The organism is Duganella qianjiadongensis, assembly GCF_009857915.1.
Lineage (GTDB): Bacteria > Pseudomonadota > Gammaproteobacteria > Burkholderiales > Burkholderiaceae_D > Rugamonas > Rugamonas qianjiadongensis.
The window spans coordinates 265,742-290,372 of the sequence record NZ_WWCM01000002.1 but is presented as its reverse complement, the minus strand read 5'-3'; the positions used below and the strand labels follow the sequence as shown (position 1 = coordinate 290,372).

23 protein-coding genes and 1 tRNA gene are annotated in these 24,631 nt (G+C 58.8%); 14 read left to right on the top strand and 10 right to left on the bottom strand.

Annotated elements, in window-relative coordinates; all coding sequences use genetic code 11:
- Positions 1 to 45: 45 nt before the first annotated feature.
- The 4 genes from GTP27_RS04275 (at position 46) to GTP27_RS04260 (ending at position 5,044) form a co-directional block, all read left to right on the top strand.
- Positions 46 to 1,743: a dipeptidyl-peptidase 3 family protein gene (locus GTP27_RS04275; protein WP_161037933.1), complete on the top strand. Its 1,698-nt coding sequence runs from the start codon at positions 46 to 48 to the stop codon at positions 1,741 to 1,743.
- A gap of 177 nt (positions 1,744 to 1,920) precedes the next feature.
- Positions 1,921 to 2,604: a hypothetical protein gene (locus GTP27_RS04270; RefSeq protein ID WP_161037932.1), complete on the top strand. Its 684-nt coding sequence runs from the start codon at positions 1,921 to 1,923 to the stop codon at positions 2,602 to 2,604.
- A gap of 88 nt (positions 2,605 to 2,692) precedes the next feature.
- Entirely contained in the window at positions 2,693 to 3,406 is a 714-nt protein-coding gene (locus tag GTP27_RS04265) for a BON domain-containing protein (RefSeq protein WP_161037931.1), read from the top strand.
- A 531-nt stretch (positions 3,407 to 3,937) separates the two neighbouring features.
- Complete coding sequence (locus tag GTP27_RS04260) at positions 3,938 to 5,044, top strand: FxDxF family PEP-CTERM protein (RefSeq protein WP_161037930.1); 1,107 nt, start codon at positions 3,938 to 3,940, stop codon at positions 5,042 to 5,044.
- A gap of 74 nt (positions 5,045 to 5,118) precedes the next feature.
- On the opposite strand, the gene GTP27_RS04255 is transcribed toward GTP27_RS04260, so the two are convergent.
- Positions 5,119 to 7,233 carry a dipeptidyl-peptidase 5 gene (locus GTP27_RS04255; protein ID WP_161037929.1) on the bottom strand — a complete coding sequence of 705 codons (2,115 nt, stop codon included), beginning with the start codon at positions 7,231 to 7,233 and terminating at the stop codon, positions 5,119 to 5,121.
- A gap of 103 nt (positions 7,234 to 7,336) precedes the next feature.
- Here GTP27_RS04255 and GTP27_RS04250 point away from each other — a divergent pair, with 103 nt between their 5' ends.
- Positions 7,337 to 8,182, top strand: a complete 846-nt coding sequence (locus tag GTP27_RS04250; protein WP_161037928.1) for a PhzF family phenazine biosynthesis protein — start codon at positions 7,337 to 7,339, stop codon at positions 8,180 to 8,182.
- 36 nt (positions 8,183 to 8,218) lie between these two features.
- On the opposite strand, the gene GTP27_RS04245 is transcribed toward GTP27_RS04250, so the two are convergent.
- Together GTP27_RS04245 and GTP27_RS04240 are read right to left on the bottom strand one after the other, a co-directional pair.
- Positions 8,219 to 8,998, bottom strand: a complete 780-nt coding sequence (locus GTP27_RS04245; RefSeq protein WP_161037927.1) for a substrate-binding periplasmic protein — start codon at positions 8,996 to 8,998, stop codon at positions 8,219 to 8,221.
- A gap of 190 nt (positions 8,999 to 9,188) precedes the next feature.
- Positions 9,189 to 9,264, bottom strand: a tRNA-Lys gene (locus tag GTP27_RS04240).
- A 147-nt stretch (positions 9,265 to 9,411) separates the two neighbouring features.
- Between GTP27_RS04240 and GTP27_RS04235 the strand changes: the two genes are divergently transcribed.
- Complete coding sequence (locus tag GTP27_RS04235; protein WP_229633419.1) at positions 9,412 to 10,794, top strand: ISNCY family transposase; 1,383 nt, start codon at positions 9,412 to 9,414, stop codon at positions 10,792 to 10,794.
- Between the two features lie 34 nt (positions 10,795 to 10,828).
- Here GTP27_RS04235 and tfpB read toward each other — a convergent pair whose 3' ends face one another.
- The 3 genes from tfpB to GTP27_RS04220 all read right to left on the bottom strand — a co-directional run bounded on the left by tfpB (position 10,829) and on the right by GTP27_RS04220 (position 14,096).
- Positions 10,829 to 12,652, bottom strand: a complete 1,824-nt coding sequence (gene tfpB, locus GTP27_RS04230; protein WP_161037926.1) for a type IV pilus assembly ATPase TfpB — start codon at positions 12,650 to 12,652, stop codon at positions 10,829 to 10,831.
- Between the two features lie 22 nt (positions 12,653 to 12,674).
- A complete protein-coding gene (locus tag GTP27_RS04225; RefSeq protein WP_161038194.1) occupies positions 12,675 to 13,451 on the bottom strand; it encodes a spermine/spermidine synthase domain-containing protein in 777 nt (258 codons plus the stop codon).
- 126 nt (positions 13,452 to 13,577) lie between these two features.
- Positions 13,578 to 14,096, bottom strand: coding sequence for a glycine zipper 2TM domain-containing protein (locus GTP27_RS04220; protein WP_161037925.1), 519 nt, complete (start codon positions 14,094 to 14,096; stop codon positions 13,578 to 13,580).
- A 451-nt stretch (positions 14,097 to 14,547) separates the two neighbouring features.
- Between GTP27_RS04220 and GTP27_RS04215 the strand changes: the two genes are divergently transcribed.
- From GTP27_RS04215 to GTP27_RS04195, 5 genes are all read left to right on the top strand, one after another.
- Positions 14,548 to 14,934 carry a barstar family protein gene (locus tag GTP27_RS04215; RefSeq protein WP_161038193.1) on the top strand — a complete coding sequence of 129 codons (387 nt, stop codon included), beginning with the start codon at positions 14,548 to 14,550 and terminating at the stop codon, positions 14,932 to 14,934.
- Between the two features lie 102 nt (positions 14,935 to 15,036).
- On the top strand, positions 15,037 to 15,648 hold the full coding sequence (gene purN / locus GTP27_RS04210; protein ID WP_161037924.1) for a phosphoribosylglycinamide formyltransferase: 612 nt from the start codon (positions 15,037 to 15,039) through the stop codon (positions 15,646 to 15,648).
- A 19-nt stretch (positions 15,649 to 15,667) separates the two neighbouring features.
- A complete protein-coding gene (locus tag GTP27_RS04205; protein WP_161037923.1) occupies positions 15,668 to 16,969 on the top strand; it encodes an RsmB/NOP family class I SAM-dependent RNA methyltransferase in 1,302 nt (433 codons plus the stop codon).
- Positions 16,970 to 17,102: 133 nt separating this feature from the next.
- On the top strand, positions 17,103 to 18,440 hold the full coding sequence (locus GTP27_RS04200; protein WP_161038192.1) for a mechanosensitive ion channel family protein: 1,338 nt from the start codon (positions 17,103 to 17,105) through the stop codon (positions 18,438 to 18,440).
- 153 nt (positions 18,441 to 18,593) lie between these two features.
- Positions 18,594 to 19,796 (top strand): DesA family fatty acid desaturase, encoded by a 1,203-nt coding sequence (locus tag GTP27_RS04195; RefSeq protein WP_161037922.1) that lies wholly within the window; start codon positions 18,594 to 18,596, stop codon positions 19,794 to 19,796.
- Positions 19,797 to 19,865: 69 nt separating this feature from the next.
- Here the strand turns inward: GTP27_RS04195 and GTP27_RS23720 are convergent, their stop codons facing one another.
- The 4 genes from GTP27_RS23720 to radC form a co-directional block, all read right to left on the bottom strand.
- Positions 19,866 to 20,411, bottom strand: a complete 546-nt coding sequence (locus GTP27_RS23720; RefSeq protein ID WP_229633374.1) for a discoidin domain-containing protein — start codon at positions 20,409 to 20,411, stop codon at positions 19,866 to 19,868.
- Between the two features lie 224 nt (positions 20,412 to 20,635).
- Entirely contained in the window at positions 20,636 to 20,803 is a 168-nt protein-coding gene (gene rpmG / locus GTP27_RS04185; RefSeq protein ID WP_155433177.1) for a 50S ribosomal protein L33, read from the bottom strand.
- 13 nt (positions 20,804 to 20,816) lie between these two features.
- Positions 20,817 to 21,053, bottom strand: a complete 237-nt coding sequence (gene rpmB / locus GTP27_RS04180) for a 50S ribosomal protein L28 (RefSeq protein ID WP_008451488.1) — start codon at positions 21,051 to 21,053, stop codon at positions 20,817 to 20,819.
- Positions 21,054 to 21,225: 172 nt separating this feature from the next.
- Positions 21,226 to 21,900, bottom strand: a complete 675-nt coding sequence (radC, locus tag GTP27_RS04175; protein ID WP_161037921.1) for a RadC family protein — start codon at positions 21,898 to 21,900, stop codon at positions 21,226 to 21,228.
- 89 nt (positions 21,901 to 21,989) lie between these two features.
- Between radC and GTP27_RS04170 the strand changes: the two genes are divergently transcribed.
- The 3 genes from GTP27_RS04170 (at position 21,990) to GTP27_RS04160 (ending at position 24,627) form a co-directional block, all read left to right on the top strand.
- Entirely contained in the window at positions 21,990 to 22,445 is a 456-nt protein-coding gene (locus GTP27_RS04170; protein WP_161037920.1) for an FKBP-type peptidyl-prolyl cis-trans isomerase, read from the top strand.
- Positions 22,446 to 22,452: 7 nt separating this feature from the next.
- Positions 22,453 to 23,418: a 4-hydroxy-3-methylbut-2-enyl diphosphate reductase gene (gene ispH / locus GTP27_RS04165; protein ID WP_161037919.1), complete on the top strand. Its 966-nt coding sequence runs from the start codon at positions 22,453 to 22,455 to the stop codon at positions 23,416 to 23,418.
- 279 nt (positions 23,419 to 23,697) lie between these two features.
- Positions 23,698 to 24,627, top strand: a complete 930-nt coding sequence (locus GTP27_RS04160; RefSeq protein ID WP_161037918.1) for a branched-chain amino acid ABC transporter permease — start codon at positions 23,698 to 23,700, stop codon at positions 24,625 to 24,627.
- Positions 24,628 to 24,631: the final 4 nt, after the last annotated feature.

The following is a 24,631-nucleotide window of genomic DNA, read 5'->3' as shown; positions in this document are numbered from 1 at the left end:
AGCGAGCTGGATTAAAATACCAGCCTCACTATCTCCGAGGCTAGTATGAAGAAAATTCTGCTCCCGCTGGCGCTGGCTAGCGCCTGTTTCACCGCCTATGCTGCGCCGGCCAGTGTGGCCGAACTGCAGCGCATGACCAAGCGCTTTGCTCCGGTTGCCCTGACGGCCGACACCAGTGCCCTGTCGGCGGGCGACAAGCAAGCTATCGCCAGACTGATCGAAGCGGCCAGGATTCTGGACGTGCTGCAGCTGCGCCAGCGCTGGTCCGGCAACGAGGCGCTGTGGGCCGCGCTGCAGAAAGACCACAGCCCACTGGGGAAAGCGCGGCAGGAATACTTCTGGCTCAACAAGGGGCCATGGTCCATCCTCGATGGACACCAGCGCTTCCTGCCGGCCGAACTGGCCGGCATCTCCATCCCCGAGAAGAAGCCGGAAGCGGCAAACTTCTATCCTGAAGGTGCCAGCAAGCAGGTGCTGGAAAGCTGGATTAACGCATTGCCAGCGGCCGACAAGGAGCAGGCCCAGTGGTTCTTCACCACCATCCGCAAGAATGCTGCCGGCCAGTTCGTCGCCGTCAAATATTCCGATGAATACAAGCCGGAACTCGAGCGTGCTGCCGCTTTACTGAAGCAGGCAGCAGCCGATACCGATAACGCCTCGCTGAAAAAATTCCTCACCCTGCGTGCCGAGGCTTTCCTCAGCAACGATTATCTGGCTTCTGATTTTGCATGGATGGATCTGGACGCGCCCGTGGATGTCACCATCGGTCCTTACGAAACCTATAACGACGAACTGTTCGGCTACAAGGCGGCGTTCGAGGCCTACGTGAATATCCGCGACGAGAAAGAGACCCGCAAGCTGGACTTCTTTGCCCAGCATATGCAGGAGCTGGAAGACCATCTGCCGCTCGATGCGCAATACCGCAATCCGAAAGTCGGTGCGGCCGCGCCCATGGTGGTGGTGAACCAGGTGTACGGTGCAGGCGATGGCAATATGGGCGTGCAGACTGCCGCCTACAACCTGCCTAACGACGAGCGCATCATCAGCCAGCGCGGTTCCAAACGCGTGATGCTGAAGAATGTACAGGAGGCCAAATTCAAGGCCACGTTGACGCCGATTTCGCGGCTGGTGCTGAACAAGGCTGACCAGCGCGATCTGGATTTCGATTCCTTCTTCACCCATATTCTGGCGCATGAAATCATGCACGGTCTGGGACCGCATAGCACCCGCGTGAACGGCGCCGAATCGACGCCGCGGCAGGATCTGAAGGAAGCCTATTCCACCATCGAGGAAGCCAAAGCCGATATCACCGGCCTGTATGCGCTGGCCTATATGATGGACAAGGGCCAGCTGGCCGGTACGCTGGGGCAGGGCGCCGCCGCCGAGCGCAAGCTGTACACCACCTTCCTCGCCTCGGCCTTCCGCACGCTGCATTTCGGTCTGACGGATGCGCATGCGCGCGGCATGGCAATCCAGGTCAACTACCTGCTAGATAAAGGCGGTTTCGTCGCCCACGGCGACGGCACCTTCTCGGTCGACTTCAAGCAGATACGCCAGGCTGTGACGGATCTGGACCGCGAGTTCCTCACCATCGAAGCGACGGGTGACTATGCACGCGCGCAGGCCATGATCGCCCAATACGTGGTGATCCGCCCCGAGGTGCAGAAAGTGCTCGATAAGATGAAGGTAGTGCCGAACGATATCCGGCCAGCCTTCAGGACGGCGGCCCAGCTGGTGAAATAAGCATCTCTGGCGGCAGGTACGGCAGGCGGTTCCCCCCCTGTCTGCACCGTGCCTCGCCGCCTGCCGCAACAGTACTTGCCGTTCCGGCATTCCAAATTTTCTACGTAGAAATAAAGCGTTGTAGATCCTTCCATACGGCAATTTTTTCGCCCTGTGCCGTGCTACAGTCTGATCACCATGATCAAGCACTGTCTGTCCCTGTCAGCCCTTATTCTGTGCGCCAGCGCACTGCAGGCGGCCGAGCTGACGGCGCAGGAAATCCGCTGGCTTAACGCGGGCAGCAGCGTGCTGGCCTATGCCAGACAGACGCTGCAGCTTCCGCTCGACATCACTGTGCAGCCCCAGGCACGTGCCAGCGACGTGCCGCTGGCGCTAGGCTATCAGGATGGACGCTGCAAGCTGGTGCTGTCGCTGCGCGGCAATTCGCATAGTGAAGACGTGCTGGCCGGCGTGCCGCCAGAGCAGCAAAGCTGGATGATAGAAGCCATGGTGGCACACGAGATAGGCCATTGCTGGCGCTATGCCCAAGGCGCATGGCACAGCCTGCCTGCCGGCTTCGAACAGGCGGCCAGCACACCGGAAATGGCGCTGCAGGAAACCCGGCGCGAAGAAGGTTATGCCGATCTGGTGGCGCTGGCATGGATAGCGCAAAGGCAGCCGCAACGTTACCCCATCGTGCTGCAATGGATGACGCAAGTGCGCCAGCCAGGCGGTATGACGGCGGGTAGCCACAGCACGCTGGCATGGCTGCAGCAGGCGCCCACAGCGCAGGTATTTGCTGCGGGTCGGCCATGGCAGCAGCAAGTAGAGCAGCTGTGGCAGCAGGGTCTGCAACACGATGAGTGCGGTGTGCTGCGCTAGCGATTTTGCAACTTTGTACGTTTCCGCACAGATGCACGGCACCCGCCGGGGTTTAATGTGTCCACCAACTACCATAAAGGGACACATCATGAACAAACTACTCTTCATCGTGATGGCGACGGCTACCAGCGCCAGTTTTGCCGCGTCGGCACCGAATAGCGATACCGTGGCTTACAAGAACGCCACCCAGAAAGCAGCGGCTGATTACAAGTCGGCCAAAGATGCCTGCGATGCACAGTCCGGCACTGGCAAAGATGTCTGTATCGAACAGGCCAAGGTAGCCCGCGCCAATAGCGAAGCGCAAGCTGCCATGCAGTATCGCAACGACAAAAAAACCCTGCAGAAGGCCCAGACCGAAGTAGCCGATGCCAACTACAATCTGGCCAAAGCGCGCTGCGCTTCGATGACGGGCGCCGATAAATCAGGCTGTCTCGATAGCGCCAAAACGGCCCATGTGGCCGCTATCAACGATGCCAAAGAAGGGCGCCGGATGGCTGATGCCGCCCAGACCGGCATTGATTGCAGCACTATGACAGGAGCCGATAAAGTGGGCTGCGAGACCCGTTCGAAAACGGCTCAGGCGCGCGATACCATGGCCGATACCATGATTACCACCAAGGTGAAAACCGAGCTGCTGGCCGAGCCTAGCCTGAAGTCGCTCGATGTACACGTGGAGACCACGAATGGCACGGTAATGCTGAGTGGCTTTGTGCCATCGCAGGCCGAAGTTGATAAAGCCGTGGATGTGGCCCGTAATGTTCAGGGTGTCAACAAGGTGCAAAGCTCGCTACGCATCAAATAGTGCGTGACCCGTTTGCATGCGGTAGTTTCCCCGTGGGGAAGATGGCGAGTATCAGATGTATGTAAACGAATACTAAGCTTGCTTTTTTTGCTTGATGACGTATGTTTTCCACAACATTTTTTTACTTTTTAAAGCGCCCTACGGGGCGTTTTTTTTTGCCCGCTTGATGTCATGGCATGCCCGCCTAGGCGGGATTCATTGTTGCGTCCGCTTTCCCCATCCCTTAGACGTTTGTCTTTGATTTCATTCTGAAAAATGAAATTCATTCATGCTGGTGTAATTGATTCGAATAAATATTGATAATAATTCTAATAATTGAAATATGGAAATTTATGCAATTCCTGTCACATCTTGTAACACTTATCAAGACATATTCAGAAAAATAAATTCTACTTCTGTAAGTTCGAGTTGCAAAAAATCAATGATATATTTTTGTCACACTTGAGCTATCCGGGGTGTACCACATTCGGGCTAGTCGGGTTTCTCAATTAGAAAATATTTTCCAAAAGAAATCACAAAGGGATAGGACACATGAGCATCGGAAGCAAACAATTCAAACTGGCTGCCATTGTCGCAGCCGTATTGCTGGCAAGTTCGGCACAGGCTGTGGGCGACAAGAATGCCACCATCGGTTCGCTGAATCCAATGACAGGCAATACTTCGGCACCGTCGAACTGGCGCTTTGTTGCTGGCCAGACTTTCAATGGCGTGGTAGGTGCGCTCGACGGCGTAGCCCGTCTGAGCTTCAGCAATTCGGCGGGTAACTGGGCCTGCTCGGGCTCCCTGCTGGCAGGTGGCCAATACGTGCTGACGGCAGCCCACTGCGCCGATGATTTCACCAAGATGACGGTGCAGTTCGGCTGGGAAAATGGCGTTGCGGCGATCAGCCGTAACGTGTCGGTCGGCAATGCCTACGTCAACAAAAAATGGACTGGCGAACTGGATACCGGCGCCGACATCGCGATTCTGAAACTCGATACCGCAGTGACCACCATCAAGGGCTACCACCTGAGCACCACCAATGACGTGGGCAAGGAATACCTGATGGCCGGCTACGGCACTACCCAGAACGCCAACACCAATGCCGCTACCAACTGGAATGACGTTGCCTGGGGCCACTACGCCTACAACGTATTCGATGTGGACAGCAAGACTTTCAACAAAGATGCCGCTAAATATGGCTACGACTTCGATGAAAGCTTCTATGCTCCTGGCGCTACCTACATGAGCGATTTCGATGACGGTACCGCTGCCCACAACACCCTGAGCCGTATTTCGGGCGTAGTCGCGCCTACCACCTGGAGCAGCGGCACCGGTCTGGGCGCGCGCGAAGGTCTGATCGCCGGCGGCGACTCGGGCGGTGGCGACTTCGTCTGGAATGGCACCGAATGGCTGCTGTCGGGCGTGCACTCGTGGGGCTGGGGCGGTAGCTCGGCTTGCGGCGCATTTGGTCTGAACGGTTGCGACAATGCTACCAAGAACGGTTCGAGCTATGGCGACCTGTCCGGGTCGACCGCGACCTACTCGCACATAGGCTGGATTAACTCGGTAACCGCCGTACCGGAACCGGAAACCTATGCCATGCTGCTGGCCGGTCTGGCACTGGTGGGTGTGGCCCGTCGCCGCAAACAGCAGTAATCGGCTGAAATAGATAAAGCCCCGGATGACTGGCGCAGGCCAGCATCCGGGGCTTGGTATTTTTGCGGCGTCTTTTACTTGAGGTATTTGGCCAGCCAGCCGTGCACTTCCTGATAGAAGTAGCGGCTGTTTTCGCCTTTGAGGATCCAGTGGTTCTCGTCGGGGAACACCAGCAGCTTGGCCGGTACGTTCAGGCGGTGCTGCAGCGCGTAGTTCATCAGCGCGTTATTGGCCGGCACGCGGTAATCGAGTTCGCCTACCGAAATCAGGATAGGTGCGGTGAATCCCGTGCCTTTGGCATGATTGCCTGCCTGTAGTACCGGACTCTGCTCGCGCCATACCGGCTGGTCGCCCCAGACGGGGCCGCCGCTGTTGACTTCGCGGCCATGGATGCTGTCGCTGGTGCCCCACTGCATGATCAGGTCCATTTCACCCGCGTGCGACACGATGGCCTTGTAGCGTGTGCTGGTCGCTTGCAGCCAGTTGGCCAGGTGGCCGCCGTAGCTGGCGCCGCCGGCAGCGAGGCGGCTGCCGTCGATATAGCTGTATTTCTTGATCGCTTCATCGACCGCCTCGTTGATTTCGTCGGCCGGGCCCTTGAGCGGATCGCCCTGTATGGCGCGGGCGAATTCCTCGCCATAGCCGGTGGAGCCTTTGTAGTCGGTCAGCAGCACCACATAGCCGGGCTGGGCCAGCAGGTGGTAGTTCCAGCGCAGCACGAACTGGTCGCGCCACATATTCGCGGCGCCGCCGTGGATCACGGCAAACAGCGGATACTTTTTGGCGGGATCGAAGTTGGCCGGCTTGACCAGCATATTGTGGATCATGCGGCCATCGCTGGCCTTGAACCAGAAGTGCTCGGGCGCCTGCCAGTCTATGCCGGCGGCGCGCTCCGTATTGAAACTGGTCAGACGTTTGGGAGCGCTGGCGCCGAAGGCATACACTTCGGGCGGATGGATGGAAGACTCCCACACGCCCACCATGGCTTTGCCGCCCGTTGCGAGCGAATTGATGCTGCCGGTCGGCAGCGATTTTTCGTCGCGCAGATCGCCGCCCTGCAGATTCATCGAGTGCAGCTGTTCGAGTCCGGCATGCTCGTAGCTGAATACCACGCGGTTGCTGCCAGCAGGCAGAACATAGCGCGAAATCGACCGGTCCAGCGTGGCCGTGAGCACTTTCGGTGTCGTGCTGGTGAACGGCCAGGCGAAACTGATCAGGCGCGTCACGTCATACACCTTGCCTTCCTGCTCCGCTTCCGTCAGCGCAAACAGGGACTTGCCTTCGTTGCCGAACTTCAGGCTATGGTAGCTGTGGCGGTCGCGCGTCAGCTGCTGCGGCTCGCCCCCTGCAACGGGCATGCTGTAGATCTGGGTATAGCCGCTGGCGCGCGCCAGTTCGTCGCGGTTGGTGGAGGCGATGAACAGCACGGTCTTGCCATCAGGCGCCCACAGTGCTTCCAGCGACTGGCCCTCGTCGCCCTGTGCGCCGCCAAAGCCGGGCAGGGTGACCAGACGGGTGCCGCCGAGCAGGTCGCGCGGCTTGGCGGCGGGCTCGGCATCCATGACGAACAGACGGACCTTTTTATCGTCCAGCCATTTGTCGAAGTAGCGCGGCGGGAAGGTTTCGTAGGCGCGCGCCGAATACTTGCGATCCTTGTGTTCCTTGGCAGACTGCTTAATATCGTCTTCCGAGCTATTGCCCGGATAGATGTCGCTGACGAACAGCAGCTGCTTGCCATCCGGGCTGTAGCGCGGGGCACGGGCACCCAGCGTCAGCGTGGTCAGGCGCTGGGCCTCGCCGCCGGTCTGCAGATCGAGGCGGTAGATCTGGCCGGCCTCGTCGCCATCGCGCTTGGCCACGAAGACCAGATAGCGGCTATCGGGCGACCAGTTCAGGCTGCCTTCTCCACCTTTGCTGAACGTCAGGCGGCGTGCCGGCGTATCATCGGCGAGGGATTTGATCCACAGGTCGGACCACTGTTCTTTGCTGTCATATGCGGGGTCGGTAACGGAAAATACGGCCCATTTACCATCCGGGCTAGGCAGCGGAGCGCCTACCCGCTTCATCAGCCACACATCTTCATGGGTAATCGGATGTCTGGCCGTAGAGTCTTCGGCGGCGGCGAGCACGGGCAGGCTCAAGCCGGCAGAAATTAACATGGCGATAAAAGAAAGTCGCGGTATAGTCATGGCGAGTTCGCAGATAAGTCGGTGAATCGTGATAGTGGCTAACTCTCTCATTGCTGTCAATCAAGAAGCTTTTCCATTCCACCCTCTATATGGAGAACCAGCTATGCAAACCATCATCAAAGTCCATCAGGTTGCTGCTTTTACCGCTGACGATCAGGGCGGCAATCCGGCCGGCGTGATGATACGCGCAGCCCTGCCGGACGAGCGTGCCATGCAGGAAATCGCGCGCGAGATGGGCTATTCGGAAACCGTCTTTGCCGCACCGGCCGGCGATGGCTGGCGCGTGCGCTATTTTTCGCCGGATGGCGAAGTGCCGTTCTGCGGCCACGCCACCATAGCGCTGGGCACGGTGCTGGCCCAGCAGCATGGCGACGGCGTATTTCCGCTCACCACCAACCACAGCCAGATCGTGGTGGAGGCGCAGGCGCGCGATGGTAAAGGCCATGCCACCTTGCAAGCGCCCATGACCAGCAGCTTGCCGGCTCCGCCTGCGCTGGTGCAGGCGGCCTTGCAGCTATTTGGCTACCGGCTGGCCGATCTCGATGACCGGATTCCGCCGGCCATCGCCAACGGTGGCGCCAGCCATCTGGTGCTGGCGCTGGCCAGCCGCGAACAGCTGCGCGCCATGCGCTACCAGCTAGCGGCAGGGCGCAGCCTGATGCAGCAGCATGGCCTGACGACGATCTCGCTGATCTATGCCGAAACCCCGCAGCGCTTCCATGCGCGCAATGCCTTTGCATCGGGCGGCGTGTATGAAGATCCCGCTACGGGAGCAGCGGCGGCAGCGCTGGCCGGCTATCTGCGGGATCTGGACTGGCCGCATGGCGGCAGTATTGCCATCGAACAGGGCGTGGATATGGGCGCACCCTGCCATCTGCAGGTCAGCATACCGGCCGAGCCGGGGGGCGCTATCCGGGTGTCGGGACGGGTGCGCATGATGGGCGAATAAGCTCGCCCAGCAACGGGAAATTGGCGGCTGGGCGGCTTAATCCCATTTGCGGATCAGGCGGTCCAGTTCGCCACTTTTTTCAAGCTGGAACAGGGCCCGCTCCAGCCGGTCGCGGCTATCTGGCGCTAGCTGCTTGCTGGTGGCGAAATATACTGGCGAGCTGAGCATTACTTGCGGCAGTACACGTACTTTGCTGCTGTTGCCCGTACGTTCGAGCAGCTTGCGCAGATCACGGCCACGGTGGAAGAACAGGCGGCCCCGTCCGGCCACCAGTTTCTGCAGGTTCAGTACCTGATTGGTGGCACTGTCATCGATCGGTATGCCGCCCTGAGCGCGGATGATATCGCCTGCCGCAAAACCGCGGTTGATCAGTACCGTATTGTCGGGGGCTAACTGGCGCACGTCGTCCCAGCTGGAGATGCGGATGGGGTCGCTGATGCGCGCCAGAAAATGGTATTCGTTGTTGTATAGGGGCGGCCCGATGAAATGGAAGCGCCGTTCCCGTTCGCCGATGCGCTGCACGGCGCAGGCCAGGTCGAGCTGGCCGTGTTCGAGTTCGGAATAGGCGCGGATCAGCGGTTTCCAGCTCTGGTCCCCCACGATCTGCAGTTCCGGATCGAGCTGTTCGATTGCGCGGAACAGGTCGACACACATGCCGGCTATGCGCTCGCCGCCGGCGGCGATGAACTTGGGTTCCGTGCCTTCCTGCGCCGCTGTGCGCAGCGTGACGGCATGCGCTGGCAGAATGGTGGCGCAGCAGGTGACGGCAAACATGCAGGCGAGCCACATGCCGAGTCTGTCACGCCATTGCACCATGCTGTCTCCTCCCGACTGATAGTGTCTAGCTTACACTACTCTGCTGCAAGCGTCTGCGGCGGTAGGGGAGTGTGGTGTTGCATGGTGTTCCCACGGCGGGAGGGGGAGATGGCTGCTGCGGAAAACCTGCAGACGTAAAAAAAGGAACTACGATCACTCGTAACTCCTTGATTTACTACAGCAAATTCGGTGGTAGGCCGTGCGGGATTCGAACCTGCGACCAACGGATTAAAAGTCCGCTGCTCTACCAGCTGAGCTAACGACCCCCGAAAGAGGCATTATTATATACACGCTGAGCTGAACTGCAAAGCTCTTTTTTCAATATTGTTAGCGCTAAATGATAATGTCCCCTCTCCGCTAGATAGAAATGTCCCCTAGGATGTCTCAAGGGGGAGGAGAGGATGGAAATTACGATGACGGGCAAGGAGGTGCTGCGCAGCCAGATCATGGCGCAGGTAATAGATGGTCAGTTGGATCAGGCTAGTGCCGCTGCCCGCTTAGGGGTTTGCGTCAGGCAGGTAAAACGACTGAAGCGTCGGATGCTCAACGAGGGTGTGCAAGGTTTAGTGAGCAAGCGGCGTGGCAAACAGTCCAACCGGAGCATTCCGGTAGCTTTATTAGCGCAGGCAGTCGAGTTGATTAGAACCCACTATGGGGACTTTGGGCCGATGCTAGCTTGCGAGAAATTGCGAGAGCTGCACGAGATCAAGCTATCGGTGGAGACGGTGCGCCAGGCGATGCTGGCTGCAGGGATATGGAAAGCCAGACGAGGTGCCGGGGCACGCACTCACCCCATGCGTGAACGCCGCGCAAGGCGCGGCGAGCTGATCCAGATCGACGGTTCGCCTCATGACTGGTTTGAGGGGCGCGCGCCAGCATGCTGTTTATTAGTGTTCATTGATGACGCAAGCGGAGAGTTGATGGCCCTACGCTTTGTCGACACGGAAACCACTCTCGGCTACATGGGATTGCTGGAAGAGTACGTGCACCAGCACGGTCTGCCAGCAGCCCTGTACAGTGATCGCCATAGCATCTTCTGTGTTTCCAAGGGCGATTACAAGGATGCCAGCGATGCGCAGACCCAGTTTGGGCGCGCACTTGAAGAGTTGGGTATTGAAGGCATTCAGGCCAACAGCCCGCAGGCTAAAGGTCGGGTAGAACGTGCCAACAAAACCTTGCAAGACCGTCTGGTCAAGGAAATGCGTTTGCAGGGGATCAGCAGCCAGGCGGCGGCCAATGCCTGGTTGCCGCAGTACATCAGGGCCTTCAACCGCCGGTTTGCGGTAGTGCCTGCCATGACTGGCGACGCCCATGTACCTTACACAGGGTCACGTAAGGCCTTGCAGCGCATACTGGCGACACATACCAAGCGGCGCTTATCGAGTAACCTCAGTTGTCAGCACAATGGCCTGCTGTATCAGGTTCAAAGCGCTGATCAAGGACTGGCGTTACGGGGGGCCCAGATATCAGTCGTCGAACACTCGGACGGCAAAAAAGAGCTGTTATGGCAAGGGCGCGTATTACCATATACCTGCAGCACAAAATCAGGCAAACGAGAGGCTGCTGCGGTCGATGGCAAGAACGTCAATGCCAAGGTCGAGCAAGCGTTGCGTCGGCGCCTATACCCAGCCAAGGCCATCGGCCATCCATGGAAACAGCGCATGGCAACGCCGCCAGGGACCATCCCGGTACAAGCTCAATTCACTCATACCAAAGATGGCTTCGCCCCCGCTTCCCCAAGATACGTCCCGAAGGGGACATTTCTATTTAGCGGAACGGGGGACATTTCTACTTAGCATTGACAGCTCTTTTTTCAATAATGATGTTTTTCTAGCGGTCGCCGGCAGGGATGCCCAGTGCCGCCGTCACTTTCAGCACTTCGTCGGCGCTGGTCACGCCTTCCAGAATTTTGTGGGCGCCGGCGATGCGCAGCGGCAGCATGCCATCAGCTACACTGCGGGCGCGCAATGCTTCCAGTTCGCTATCGGCCCGTACCAGCTGGCTGAAGGCTGGCGTAACGCTTAGCAGTTCGTACAGCCCCGTGCGGCCGCGGTAGCCGGTCTGGCGGCATTCGGGGCAGCCCACCGGACGGTACACGGTGGCTGGCTTGGGCATATTCCAGCCACCGGCCAGGCTGTGCCAGATTTCGTCGCTGATGCTGCCATCCGGCAGCTTGCAGTCGCTGCACAGGGTGCGCACCAGCCGCTGCGCCATGATGCCGATCAGCGTGGCTTCCAGCAGATAGTAGGGCACACCCAGTTCCAGCAGGCGCATCACGGCCGAGGGCGCATCGTTGGTGTGCAGGGTCGATAGCACGAGGTGGCCCGTCAGAGCCGCCTGTATGGCCATTTCGGCCGTGGCCAGATCGCGGATCTCGCCCACCATGATGATGTCGGGGTCCTGCCGCATCAGCGCGCGCACGCCGTCGGCAAACGACAGGTCGATGCCGGGCTGGACCTGCATCTGGTTGAACGCCGGTTCCACCATTTCGATAGGATCTTCCACCGTGCAGACATTCACTTCCGTCGTCGCCAGTGCCTTGAGGGTGGTGTACAGGGTGGTAGTCTTGCCGGAGCCGGTGGGGCCGGTCACCAGTATGATGCCGTGCGGACGCTGGGTCAGCTGGTCCCAGCGCTGCGCTGCTGCGGGCGGGAAACCCAGCTCCGGCAAAGTTTTGACCACCACTTCCGGGTCGAAGATACGCATCACCAGCTTTTCGCCGAAGGCGGTGGGCAGAGTGGACAGGCGCAGTTCGATTTCCTGCCCGCCCGCCGTGCGGGTCTTGATGCGGCCATCCTGCGGACGGCGCTTTTCGATCACGTCCATCCGGCCCAGCAGCTTGATGCGGGCCGTCATGGCGATCATCACCACGGCCGGCACCTGATATACCTGATGCAGCACGCCGTCGATGCGGAAGCGGATGGCGGCCAGTTCGCGTTTGGGTTCCAGATGGATGTCCGAGGCGCGCTGCTCGAAGGCGTATTGCCACAGCCAGTCGACGATATTGATCACATGCTGGTCGTTGGCATCGACCTGCTTATTGCTCTTGCCCATTTCGACCAGCTGTTCGAAATTGCTGCGCAAGGCAAGGTCGTTGCCGCTGTGCTTGTTGGCCTTCTTGATCGATTTGGCCAGACTGAAGAACTGGGTGATGTACTGGGCGATATCGAGCGGATTGGCGATCACGCGGCGGATGGCGCGGCGCGAAATCCTGCTGATTTCATGCTCCCACTCCGTCACATAGGGATCGGCGGTGGCCACCACCAGCGTATCGGCGCTGATTTCCAGCGGCAGGATGTTGAAGCGCGCCGCATAGCTGGCCGACATCACGTCGGCCACGCGGGTGAAATCCACCTTGAGCGGATCGATGCGGGTGAAGCCCAGACCGCAGCGGGCCGCCAGCCATTCGCACAGCAGGTCCAGCGTGAGCAGCTTGTGGGGCGGGCGGGCCGACAGTATCTTGCTGTGGGCAATCGCGCACAGCGGGTGCATGCTGCCGACGGCGTTTTTCAGTATGCCCTGACTATGGGAAAACAGTTCCTTGACGTCCGTCTTGCGCACCATGCCGTCGGCGAGCAGCCAGCCGTATAGCTGTTGCAGGTCGAGTGGCGCCGCGGGCGGCTGGGCAGTTGCGGTAGCAGGAGTTGCAGACATCGGGCGCCACTTTCAGTAGGAGTTAGGCCGCTGCCAGCCCTTTAACCCAGCTCTTGGCCGGCAGTTTGGTGGCTGCCACGATCTCGGCGGCACGCAGTTTCAGAGCTTCCAGATCTATTGTTCGCTGGCGCTTGAAGGCAATGGCAATCACGTTACCATCATGCACAGGCGGCAGGCAAATCACTTGTGCAAAAGCGAACTTGATGGCTTTGGTATTGCGCGCATAGCTGGGGTGGTCGCCGAACAGGTTGACGGTCATGATGCCGTCGTCGTTCAGGCAGTTGGCGCAGGCCTGATAGAACTCGGCCGTATCGAGCACGGGGCCGCGCGCCGTGGCGTCATACAGATCGACCTGCAGGGCATCGAGCGTGCCGGCATTGGCAGGATCGTTGACGTAATCGAGCGCATCCATTTCCAGCACCTGCAGGCGCGCATCGTTGGGCGGCAGCTTGAACATCGACTCGCAGATCGTGATCACGGCCGGATTGAGCTCTACCGCCGTAACGCTGGCCTGGGGGAAGCTGGTGTAGCAGAATTTGGTCAGGGTGGCCGTGCCCAGGCCCAGCTGGGCGATGTGGCGCGGCTGGGGCAGCCACAGCATCCAGGCCATCATCTGCTGGGCATATTCGAGCTCCGGCCAGTTGGGCTTGCGGATGCGCATGGCGCCCTGCACCCATTCCGTGCCGAAGTGCAGATAGCGTACGCCCTCCTGTTCCGACAGGGTGACCGGCGCATATTTAGGTTTGCGCGCAGGACGGGACGATTCTTCTTTTTCGATGGATTTACGTTTGATCAGCATGGGGCGGGTGGCGACAGAGTGAAACGGCATTATCCCGCGATGCTTTAGATCAAGGCAAGCCTGAAAACGGCACTGCCGGTACAACGACCGGCAGCGCAGGGTAAAACGGCGAAGATCAGGCGTGAATTAACGCTGGGCAGGTTCCACTGCCACGCGCAGACGCACGCGCTCGCCCGGATCGTAGGACATCACGGTGGTGTAGTTGCGGCCGCGGTAGTCGTAAGTCACTTCATAGCCCGAGGTGCGCGATTCCCAGTGATCGACGGTACGGCACTGCTTGACCTGCTGTTCCTGCACGCCGCCGCTGGCTGGCGTATTGGCGTTGTCGACGCGGTCGCCGACCAGCGCGCCGGCGATGGCGCCAGCAGCGGTGGCGACCGAACGGCCGGAACCGCCGCCCACCTGATTACCGGCCAGACCGCCGATCAGGCCGCCGACAATGGCGCCGCCCACGCCGCGCTGAGGCGCTGGCTGCTGGACCTGGACGTATTCGGTGCGGCATTCCTGACGTGGACGGTTAATCTGTTCTACCTGCGGGGTTACCCGAACCACACGGCCGAAATCTTCAAAATCGGCTGCTTGAGCGGTAAAAGGCAGGGCGCCCACGCACAGGACGGATGCGATCAGTTTGGCTTGCAAGTTCATTTGGTAACCTCGTTTCAATTTGAATGTCTTATCAGGGATTCTGATATTGCATGAAGAGTATGGTACCCCCCGCGCAGAGCGGCAACTAGTGCTGATTAAGTATCTATGGCAACAAATTGTAACATCGGCCCGGTCTGCCCGTCGCCGCCTTGCCAGAGGAGGAAATGTGCCGAATTGACCCACAATCTCGGACAAAATGTTCTGTTTTTAACAAATATTGCGTGCGAAACCACAATCAAGTTGATCTGAAAGGAACAACACGTTACCCTAACGAGCGTAGGGAATTCGTGAAACATAGGATACCACCGCGGCCAGACGCCGACCCGTACGCCGCGTAAAGTGCACAGGTGCTCAAATTATTTACTCATTAATTCACAAGCTAGGCACTCCCGACAAAAAAGTGGACACACCTTACATGCCAGGTCAATCCGAAGGACCCGAGAGTCTGCTGATGAGCGTGCCAGCCAATCTGGTGCAATCGATACGCGCGTTCCGCGTCGCCGAATTGCAGGAAGAAGCGGCCCGGCTGGAGCAGCATTTTCTCTACGCCCATTGCATTGCCGGCCTGACCAAGCAGCAGGTGCTGGGTATTATTTCCGAATCCTTCCGTTTCCCTAAAGGCGTAGGCAAGAATTTTGATGGTCTGCGCACCACGCTGACGGAAACCATGGCCGCTGCCGGCCCGCAGAACGGTTTCCTCGTGGTGCTGGAACAGTTGCCTAATACCCAGAAATTCGACAAGGAAGCGCGCGAAACCCTGCTCGACGTGTTCCGCGACGCGGCCGACTTCTGGGCCGAGAAAAAAGTGCCATTCCGCGTGTTCTACTCGTTCGAATAAGCGCTATCACGCCCGTCCGGCCCTGGAAAACCCGCTCCGGCGCGGCCGGCAGTCCCGCTTAGTGGTAGTCCCGACCGCCTGAACAGGGTACAATGGCGGGCTATGAGAAATATCGTCATCCTGATTTCCGGTCGCGGCAGCAATATGGAAGCCGTGGTACGCGCCTGCCAGGAGCAGCGCTGGCCCGCCCGTATTGCCGCAGTGATCAGCAACCGTGCCGACGCCTCCGGGCTCGACTTTGCGGCGGCGCAGGGAATCCCGACGGCTGTGGTCGCCAATAAAGACTATGCCAGTCGCGCCGAGTTCGACGCGGCCCTGCAGACTGTGATCGACGGCTATGCGCCCGATCTGGTGGTGCTGGCCGGCTTCATGCGGATACTCACGCCCCCGTTCGTGGAACATTACGCGGGACGCATGCTTAATATCCACCCCTCGCTGCTGCCGCTGTTCCCCGGGCTAGATACCCATGGGCAAGCCTTGCGCGCCGGTGTGGCCGAGCATGGTGCCACCGTGCACTTTGTTACCGCCGAACTCGATCATGGCCCGATGGTAGTGCAAGCTGCCGTGCCGGTCATGCCCGACGATACCGTAGACACCCTGTCCGCCCGGGTGCTCAAGCAGGAACATGTCATTTATCCGCAGGCAGTGCGCTGGTTTGTCGAAGACCGGCTAACGATAGTGCAGGGCGCGGTCCAGGTGGACCACAGTAAGTAAAAACTAAACAAGGAACTCCATGAGATTGCCACCAGCGATACTCGCCAACGCCGAAGAAGTGTTGCGCGAGATTTTGCGCTTTTCCGCGCCGGCCGACACCACCCTGTCGCGCTACTTCAAAGATCATCCCCGTCTGGGCGGCCGCGAGCGCGGCGCCATCGCCGAGTGTATTTACAACGTGCTGCGTAACAAGTCCTTCTACACGGACTTCTCCGAAGCTGGCGGCGGCGCCACCATGCGCCGCCTGACCCTGCTGGGCATGAGCGATGCCGTGGGTGTGGAATCGCTGGGCGGCCTGACGGAAGAGGAAGTGGCCTGGGTCGAGCGCATCATGCAGATCGACCGCAAGCTGATGCATAAATCGAGCCGTTCGAATATGCCGAAATGGCTGTTCGACAAGCTGGTCGAGCAGATGGGCGAAGAGGAAACCCTGCTGCTGGCCGACGGCATGAACAAGCCGGCGCCGCTGGACCTGCGTGTCAATGCGCTCAAGGATAACCGCGAGGACGTGGCTGCCAAGCTGCTGGAAGCCCCTATCCGCAGCACGCCCACGCCTTACGCACCGCTGGGCCTGCGCGTGCTGCAGAAGCCTGCGCTGCAGAATCTGCCGCTGTTCAAGGATGGCCATATCGAAGTGCAGGACGAGGGCAGCCAGATTCTGTCGGCCATCGTCGGCGCCAAGCGCGGCGAGATGGTGGTGGACTTCTGCGCTGGTGCGGGCGGTAAGACGCTGGCGCTGGGCGCTACCATGCGCAACACGGGCCGTCTGTATGCCTTCGACGTGTCGGAAAAGCGCCTGTCCAAGCTGAAACCCCGACTGGCCCGTAGCGGCCTGTCGAATGTGCATCCGGTGCTGATCGCGCACGAGCGCGATGCCAAGATCAAGCGTCTGGCTGGCAAGATCGACCGTGTACTGGTCGATGCGCCGTGCTCGGGTCTGGGTACGCTGCGCCGTAATCCGGACGTAAAATGGCGCCAGCAGGCGGGCGCTATCGCCGAACTGCAGCAGAAGCAGGCCGCCATTCTCGATGGCGCGGCCCGTCTGCTGAAAGGCGGCGGCCGTCTGGTGTATGCCACCTGCAGCTTCCTCGACGACGAAAATGATTTCATCGCCCAGCAGTTCATTGCCACCCACCCTGATTTCGAACTGGTGCCGATGAGCAAAGTGCTGGCCGAGCAGAAAATCGCGCTGGAAATGGGCGACTATCTGAAGCTGCTGCCGCACAAGCACGAAACCGACGGCTTCTTTGCTGCCGTGTTCGAGCGCAAGCCTATGGCAAAAAAAGCCAGCAAGGACGAGGCGCAGGATAGCGCAGAGTAATGTGCGTATGCCGGTTCAGTGCGGCTTAAGCGGGGCTGGTCATACTAAGCCGCCGCACTACTGATCTGAAAAGGCCGGGTAACCGGCCTTTTTTACGTTAATCTAGCAATGTTTTTAACTTTCCCCCATGAAGATGAATCCGCAACAGCCGCTGCTGAACCTGATCGATGACCTGACCGGCGACCTGCAGGACCCCAGCCTGCTGTGGCAGCTAGGCGCTGTGCTGCTATCTATCGTGCTGGGTTTCGGATTGGCGCGTCTATTGCGCCAGCGCCTGCGTCGGGGCGATGCTCATAGTGGTGTGGTGGTCTGGGGTGTGGAAAGTTTTGGCCGCGTGCTGGCGCCTCTGGCCGTGGTGGGCTGGCTATGGCTGGCCCGGCTGCTGTTCGTGCAATACCATCAGCATGTGAACCTGCTCAAGATTGCTCTGCCTATCTTCGGCTCGCTGGCGGTCATCCGTTTCACTTTCTATCTGCTGCGGCGCGTATTTGCCCGCCACGGTCAGGTCAGCGCCACCATGCTGGCCTTCGAAAAAGTGTTCCAGTTGCTGGTCTGGCTGGCCTTCGTGCTGTATATCACGGGGCTGTGGGTGGATGTGTTCGACTATATGGATAACACCATCCTGCCACTGGGTAAGTACAAGGTCTCGATTGCCGATGTGCTGCAGGCCACGGTTTCGGTGATCGTGCTGCTGATACTGGCCCTGTGGGCCGGTGCGGCGCTGGAAGAGCAACTGATGAAAGTGCAGGGCATGCACACCAATCTGCGCGTGGTGGTAGCGCGTACGGCGCGCGCGCTGCTGATACTGGTGGCAGTGCTGATGAGCCTGACGCTGGTGGGAATAGACTTGACCGTGCTGTCCGTCTTCGGCGGTGCGCTGGGCGTGGGGCTGGGGCTGGGCTTGCAGAAGATCGCCAGCAACTATGTGTCGGGCTTCGTGATCCTGCTTGACCGTAGCCTGACCATAGGCGACATGATTACGGTGGACAAATACAGCGGCCGGGTTACCCAGATTAATACCCGCTACACCGTGCTGCAGGGGCTGGACGGCGTGGAATCCATCGTGCCGAATGAAATGCTGGTGTCGGGCGCGGTGCAGAATTCTTCGCTGTCGAACAGCCAGCTGTGGCTGTCCACCAAAGTCTCCGTTGCCTACGATACGGACGTGGATCAGGTACTGCGCCTGCTGGAACAGGCGGCGCTGTCGGTAGAGCGCGTGCTGAAGGAAGAAAAGCTGCCGTCAGCCCAGCTGCTGAGCTTTGGCGCCGATGGGCTGGACCTGCAACTGGGCTTCTGGATCAATGACCCGCAGAATGGCCGGGGTGGCGTCATCTCCGATGTGAACCGCGCAGTCTGGCGCGCGCTCAAGGAACACAATATTTCTGTTCCGTTCCCGCAACGCGAAATGCGCATACTGGGACCGGCCGTGCCGCCATTCGTCGCCGTAGAGAGTCCGCAAACACCGCGCTAATTTTGATGATGTAGGGAAATCCCTGATCGGGTTAGCCTTAAACCGGCGTACAATATCCGCCTATTAGAAGCAGTTCGGGACTGTTTATGCCTGTAAAAATCGCAACATTGGCGTAAGTATCCGAACGCGAGACACGCCTACTTTGGAGCTGTAATGAGCTTGTATCTCTACGATGTACTGGATTTTCTGTCGAATGGCCTGACCCGCGCCAGCGCCTGGCAGGTGTTTGCCTACACCATGATCGTGACGCATATGACGATCGCCAGCGTGACCATCTTCCTGCACCGCCATCAGGCTCACCGCGCGCTGGATCTGCACGCCCTGCCTAGCCATTTTTTCCGCTTCTGGCTGTGGCTGACCACGGGGCAGGTGACCAAGGAGTGGGCTTCCATCCACCGCAAGCACCATGCCAAGTGCGATACGGAAGAGGACCCGCATAGCCCGGTAACCCGCGGCATCAAGACAGTGTTCTGGCAAGGTGCCGAGCTTTACCGTGCCGAATCGGAGAATCTGGAAACCATGGAGAAGTATGGCCACGGCACGCCGGATGACTGGATCGAGCGGCATGTCTACACGGGCCGCAGCTGGATGGGCATCGTGCTGATGTTCATCATTAACTTCGCCCTGTTCGGCGTGATCGGCATTACCGTCTGGGCCGTGCAGATGATGTGGATCCCTGTAACGGCGGCCGGCATCATCAACGGTATCGGCCACTACTGGGGCTACCGCAACTACGATTGCGCCGATGCTTCAACCAATATCTTCCCGCTAGGTCTGCTGATCGGCGGCGAAGAACTGCATAACAACCATCACACTTTCGCTACTTCGGCCAAACTGTCGTCGAAATGGTATGAGTTCGATATCGGCTGGGGCTATATCCGTGCCATGGAAATGGTGGGGCTGGCCAAAGTGAAGAAGCGCGCACCGGCACCGAAGTTCGCCAAAGGCAAGCTGGAAGCCGATTTCGATACGCTGCAATCGGTGATTACCAACCGCTACGATGTGATGGCCAAGTACGCCAAATCCTTCAAGCAGGCCTGGAAGGAAGAGCTGAGTCACCTCAAGGACAAGGCCCAGCTGGAAGCGCGTTTCCTGAAGTCCTCGCGCAAGCTGTTGCAGCGCGAACCGGGCAAGCTGCAGGCGCCCCAGCAACAGCAGCTGAGCGAACTGTTCCAGCACAGCAAGGCGCTAGAGACCATGCATCTGATGCGGGTGGAACTGGGCGTGATCTGGGAGCGTTCGCACTTTACCCGCGACCAGCTGCTGCACAAGCTGCAGGACTGGTGCGATCGTGCCGAAGCGTCGGGCATCAAGGCACTGGAAGATTTTTCCCTGCGCCTGCGCAGTTACGCGTAAAGCTACTGCTGAGAGTAAAAACGGCACCCTCGGGTGCCGTTTCTTTTTGCCTGTGTAGGCTGATGAAGCTTAGGCGGCTTTTTTGCGGCGGCTGATGGCCGCAACCAGGCCCAGACCGGCCAGCATCATGGCATAGGTTTCCGGTTCCGGAACGGCTGCAACGTTCACGTTGGACAGGGCGGTCCAGCTCTGGCCGCCGTTGGCAACGATCTGCAGGTAGCGGCCGCTGGTATTCAGGGTCTGGTTCAGCACATCGCCGTTGCTGCCAAAGCCGTTGAAGGTGGCAACAGGAGCGAGGCTGGTCCAGTTGGTGCCGATGGCACTATTCGATACGAAAACCTGCTCGATCACGTTGTTGTTTGGCAGCAAGTCCAGCGCATATTGCACACTGGCAATATTCTTGACCGAACCCAGATCCACCTGTATCCACTGGTAGCCAAAGTTACCCGAGTTCCAGCCGCCGCCATTAAAGGCGGATTGGGCGCTGTAGCCGTTCCAGGTGCTACTTTGCGTATAGCTTTGCGCCGACAGATCGGCTGCAATATTAACCGCAGCATTAGCGTTGGCAGCAGCAGCGAACAGGGCGACGACGCCGGCGAGCAGAGTTTTCTTCATGTGTTTCCCCTTTATTGATTACTTTAATGCAATAAAAATATTTATTAAGCAATTTCTAAGGAAGATTATAACGTACTGATTTACCGATGCAATTATTTTTTTTGTATTGGATGTTGCAAAATGGCATGATGCACGCGGACTGCCTATGGGGAGGGACTATGAAGATAGATAATAAAAAAGCCGCTGAGCTAATGCTGAGCGGCTTTTTCTGAAACGGAGATCGATTATTTGATCTTGGTTTCTTTGAACATGACGTGCTTGCGAGCTTTAGGATCAAACTTGATGATCTCCATTTTCGCTGGCATGGTGCGCTTGTTCTTGGTGGTGGTGTAGAAGAAACCCGTACCTGCGGTCGATTCCAGTTTGATTTTGTCGCGGCCAGTTTTTGCCATGGTAGCTCCCTAATTAGACTTTTTCGCCACGGGCGCGCATGTCGGCCAGTACGGCATCGATGCCGACTTTGTCGATTACACGCAGACCAGCGTTGGACAGACGCAGGGAGACCCAGCGGTTTTCAGATTCAACAAAAATACGACGGTTCTGCAGGTTAGGCAGGAAACGACGCTTGGTTTTGTTGTTTGCATGGGAAACGTTGTTGCCGACCATCGGCTTCTTCCCAGTAACTTGGCAAACACGTGCCATAACGCACTCCTTAAAAGACATTCCAGAATTGGAAAAACAAGAGTATATCTAAAAAACTGAGCTTTTTCAATGACTTGTGAAAAACAATTGTGTCTCGTAATAATGAAAAAATTTAACAATTGTGTATTCCATGCGAAAGCGCGCGTAAACCCTTGAGCGCATAGGGGTAAACCTAGAGCTGGCCGTGCTCGGCAAACGAGTAAACTTGCTGGCCGGCCACGATAAAATGGTCGAGGATGCGGATATCGACCAGTGCCAGCGCCTGCAACAATGCGCGGGTGAGCAGCAGATCCGATTCGCTGGGCTCGGGCGAGCCGGACGGGTGGTTATGCGCCAGCATCACGCTGGCTGCATTGCTGGCCAGCGCTGCCTTGACCACTTCGCGCGGATACACGCTGGTATGGGTCAACGTGCCGCGAAACATTTCGCGCGCTTCGATCAGGCGGTTCTTCACATCAAGAAACAGCACATGGAAGGCTTCGCGTGCCTGTCCGCTGAAGGTGGCGCGCAGATACTGTTTGACGGCGGCCGGCGAACACATGGCGGCGCCGCTGCGGATGTCTTCGCCGATGGCACGGCGCGCCAGTTCCATCACCGCCTGTAACTGGGCATATTTGGCCGGACCCAGCCCGTGGATGGCGCAGAATTGCGACAGACTGGCGCTAAACAGTGCCTGCAGCGAGCCGAAATGCTGCACGGTCAGTTGGGCTAGCTGCACGGCATCGCGGCCCGGCACGCCGGTGCGCAGGAATAGGGCGAGCAGTTCGGCATCGGACAGGGTATGGGCACCCTGGCGGATCAGGCGCTCGCGCGGGCGTTGTTGTTGCGGCCATAGCTTGATACTCATCACAGGCTCCGTGCAATGCCACCGATACGGGGCGTTTTGGCTGGCTTGGCTTACAATATAGCCTTTGCTAGCCTAACCAATCTCACGTCATGTCAAACGCGCAACCTGCTGTCGTCACCAAATCGGCTTATCTCACTCTGCATTACCGTCTGGCTTCGCTCGATGGCAAAGACATTGTTACCACTTTCAATGCCAATCCGGCCACGCTGATGCTGGGCCAGGGCCAGCTGGCGCCGGTGCTGGAAGAACTGCTGCTGGGCTTGCCGGAAGGGACGCACCGCACGTTCAATCTGGAACCGGGTGTCGGTTTCGGTCCGCGCAATCCGGAACTGGTGCGTCAGGTGTCGCGTGCCACGCTGGATGAAAATTCCAGCCCGGACGCCGAATACAAGGTCGGCGATCTGGTTGATTTCGCAGCACCCGGCGGCGGCCGCTTCGCTGGCGTGCTGCGCGAGCTCGGCGACGAAGTCTGCCTGTTCGACTTCAACCACCCGCTGGCCGGCGAGCCGCTGACTTTCGAAGTTAATATTATTTCTGTGCTGTGAGGAACGGATGAGCGAAAAAGAAGTTCTGCTAGCCCAGCCGCGCGGCTTCTGCGCCGGCGTAGACCGGGCCATCGAAATCGTCGAGCGCGCTCTGGTCCAGTTTGGTGCGCCTATCTATGTGCGCCACGAAATCGTGCATAACGCCTACGTAGTGGAAGACCTGCGCGCCAAGGGCGCCATCTTCATCGAAGAGCTCGACGATGTACCGGCTGGCAATACGCTGGTGTTCTCGGCCCACGGCGTTTCGCGTGCCGTGCGTGCCGAAGCGGAAGCGCGCGGCCTGAGTATTTTTGACGCCACCTGCCCGCTGGTGACCAAGGTGCACGTGGAAGTGGCCAAGATGCGCAAGCAGGGCTGCGAGATCGTCATGATCGGTCATCAGGGCCATCCGGAAGTGGAAGGCACCATGGGGCAGGCCGATGCCGGCATGTATCTGGTGGAAACGGTGGAAGATGTGGCCAAACTCAGCGTGTCCAAGCCGGATCAGCTGGCCTATGTGTCGCAGACCACGCTGTCGGTGGACGATACAGCCGACATTATTGCGGCTCTGAAAGCGCGCTATCCGGCCATCATCGAGCCGAAGAAGGGCGATATCTGCTACGCCACCACCAACCGCCAGGATGCCGTGAAGTTCATGGCGCCGCAGGTGGAAGTGGTGATCGTGGTGGGTAGCCCGAATAGCTCGAATTCCAACCGCCTGCGCGAAGTGGCGCAGAAGAAGGGCACGCCGGCCTATATGGTCGATAACGCCAGCCTGATCCAGCCGGAATGGCTGGAAGGTAAAATGCGTATCGGCGTCACAGCCGGTGCTTCGGCTCCGGAAGTGCTGGTGCAGGCCGTGATCGACCGTCTCAAGGAACTGGGCGCGCGCAGTGTCCGCACCCTGGACGGTGTCGAGGAAGCGGTCACCTTCCCCCTGCCCAAGGGGCTCGATGGCAATAAAGCCACAGAGGAAGGCCATAGCGCAGCCTAGGTGCTGTCACACGGGTGACGAAATAAAATTTAGTATTTGGTGAACTTTTTCGCCGTTCGTTTTCCTAAAATCTCGCTATCATTGCTTCGCCCTTTAGTAGATGAACTGTCAACTGGCAGTTCGAAGCGTGGAGGACGCGGCTCGCAGCGAGGTGCCGATTCAGGCATAGAACTTGCAACGTAAAAGCGTAGTCAACGGCGGCACTACGGAGACCACTTCTCCGGGTGCCGTTTTTGTTACTTGAACCGGCTGTGTAACACAATAGTAAAGGCACTCTACATGGATACTTTTATCCAACAAATTATTAACGGGCTGGTGCTCGGCAGCATGTATGCACTGGTCGCGCTCGGGTACACCATGGTGTATGGCGTGCTTAACCTGATTAACTTTGCTCACGGCGACGTGCTGATGGTAGGCGCGATGACGGGCCTGACCATCCTCAAATACCTGAACGAATATGCGCCAGATTTGCCCGGCTACGCCAAGCTGGCCATTTCTATCGCCGGTGCTATTCCCGTGTGTATGCTGGTCAATGTGCTGATCGAGCGCGTAGCCTACCGCCGCCTGCGCAATGCGCCACGGCTGGCCCCCCTGATTACCGCTATCGGTGTGTCCATTCTGCTGCAGACGGTGGCCATGATGATCTGGTCGCGCAATCCGCTGGCCTTCCCGCAGCTGCTGTCGTCGGAACCTATCGTGTTGGGCGGTGCGCTGATTTCGCAAACCCAGATTCTGCTGCTGGTACTGGCCGCGCTGTCCATGGTGGGGCTGGTACTGCTGGTGGAAAAAACCAAAATGGGCCGCGCCATGCGCGCCACGGCGGAAAATCCCCGTGTAGCCGGACTGATGGGCGTCGACGCCAATCGCGTCATCGTCACCACCTTCGCGCTGGGCGCCGCGCTGGCCGCCGTGGCCGGTGTGATGTGGGGTGCCAACTATGCATCCATCCAGTTCGCCATGGGCTTTGTGCCGGGCCTGAAAGCCTTCTCCGCTGCCGTGCTGGGCGGCATCGGCAATATCTACGGCGCCATGATAGGCGGTATTGTGCTGGGCATTATCGAGAGCCTGGGTGCCGGCTACATCGGCGACCTGACGGGCGGCTTCCTCGGCAGCCACTATCAGGATATTTTCGCCTTCGTGGTACTGATCATCGTGCTCACCGTGCGTCCCTCCGGCATCATGGGCGAACGCGTGGCGGACCGCGCTTAAGCAG

Bases quoted from the DNA above. Each gene is read 5' to 3' on its own strand.
- GTP27_RS04195 (WP_161037922.1), top strand. From the start codon at position 18,594: ATGAGCTTGTATCTCTACGATGTACTGGATTTTCTGTCGAATGGCCTG.
- GTP27_RS04260 (WP_161037930.1), top strand. From the start codon at position 3,938: ATGAGCATCGGAAGCAAACAATTCAAACTGGCTGCCATTGTCGCAGCC.
- rpmG (WP_155433177.1), bottom strand. From the start codon at position 20,803: ATGGCAAAAACTGGCCGCGACAAAATCAAACTGGAATCGACCGCAGGT.
- radC (WP_161037921.1), bottom strand. From the start codon at position 21,900: ATGAGTATCAAGCTATGGCCGCAACAACAACGCCCGCGCGAGCGCCTG.
- ispH (WP_161037919.1), top strand. From the start codon at position 22,453: ATGAGCGAAAAAGAAGTTCTGCTAGCCCAGCCGCGCGGCTTCTGCGCC.
- GTP27_RS04235 (WP_229633419.1), top strand. From the start codon at position 9,412: ATGACGGGCAAGGAGGTGCTGCGCAGCCAGATCATGGCGCAGGTAATA.
- GTP27_RS04270 (WP_161037932.1), top strand. From the start codon at position 1,921: ATGATCAAGCACTGTCTGTCCCTGTCAGCCCTTATTCTGTGCGCCAGC.
- rpmB (WP_008451488.1), bottom strand. From the start codon at position 21,053: ATGGCACGTGTTTGCCAAGTTACTGGGAAGAAGCCGATGGTCGGCAAC.
- GTP27_RS04275 (WP_161037933.1), top strand. From the start codon at position 46: ATGAAGAAAATTCTGCTCCCGCTGGCGCTGGCTAGCGCCTGTTTCACC.
- GTP27_RS04205 (WP_161037923.1), top strand. From the start codon at position 15,668: ATGAGATTGCCACCAGCGATACTCGCCAACGCCGAAGAAGTGTTGCGC.
- purN (WP_161037924.1), top strand. From the start codon at position 15,037: ATGAGAAATATCGTCATCCTGATTTCCGGTCGCGGCAGCAATATGGAA.
- tfpB (WP_161037926.1), bottom strand. From the start codon at position 12,652: ATGTCTGCAACTCCTGCTACCGCAACTGCCCAGCCGCCCGCGGCGCCA.
- GTP27_RS04215 (WP_161038193.1), top strand. From the start codon at position 14,548: ATGAGCGTGCCAGCCAATCTGGTGCAATCGATACGCGCGTTCCGCGTC.
- GTP27_RS23720 (WP_229633374.1), bottom strand. From the start codon at position 20,411: ATGAAGAAAACTCTGCTCGCCGGCGTCGTCGCCCTGTTCGCTGCTGCT.
- GTP27_RS04265 (WP_161037931.1), top strand. From the start codon at position 2,693: ATGAACAAACTACTCTTCATCGTGATGGCGACGGCTACCAGCGCCAGT.
- GTP27_RS04220 (WP_161037925.1), bottom strand. From the start codon at position 14,096: ATGAACTTGCAAGCCAAACTGATCGCATCCGTCCTGTGCGTGGGCGCC.
- GTP27_RS04170 (WP_161037920.1), top strand. From the start codon at position 21,990: ATGTCAAACGCGCAACCTGCTGTCGTCACCAAATCGGCTTATCTCACT.
- GTP27_RS04160 (WP_161037918.1), top strand. From the start codon at position 23,698: ATGGATACTTTTATCCAACAAATTATTAACGGGCTGGTGCTCGGCAGC.
- GTP27_RS04255 (WP_161037929.1), bottom strand. From the start codon at position 7,233: ATGACTATACCGCGACTTTCTTTTATCGCCATGTTAATTTCTGCCGGC.
- GTP27_RS04225 (WP_161038194.1), bottom strand. From the start codon at position 13,451: ATGCTGATCAAACGTAAATCCATCGAAAAAGAAGAATCGTCCCGTCCT.
- GTP27_RS04250 (WP_161037928.1), top strand. From the start codon at position 7,337: ATGCAAACCATCATCAAAGTCCATCAGGTTGCTGCTTTTACCGCTGAC.
- GTP27_RS04200 (WP_161038192.1), top strand. From the start codon at position 17,103: ATGAATCCGCAACAGCCGCTGCTGAACCTGATCGATGACCTGACCGGC.
- GTP27_RS04245 (WP_161037927.1), bottom strand. From the start codon at position 8,998: ATGGTGCAATGGCGTGACAGACTCGGCATGTGGCTCGCCTGCATGTTT.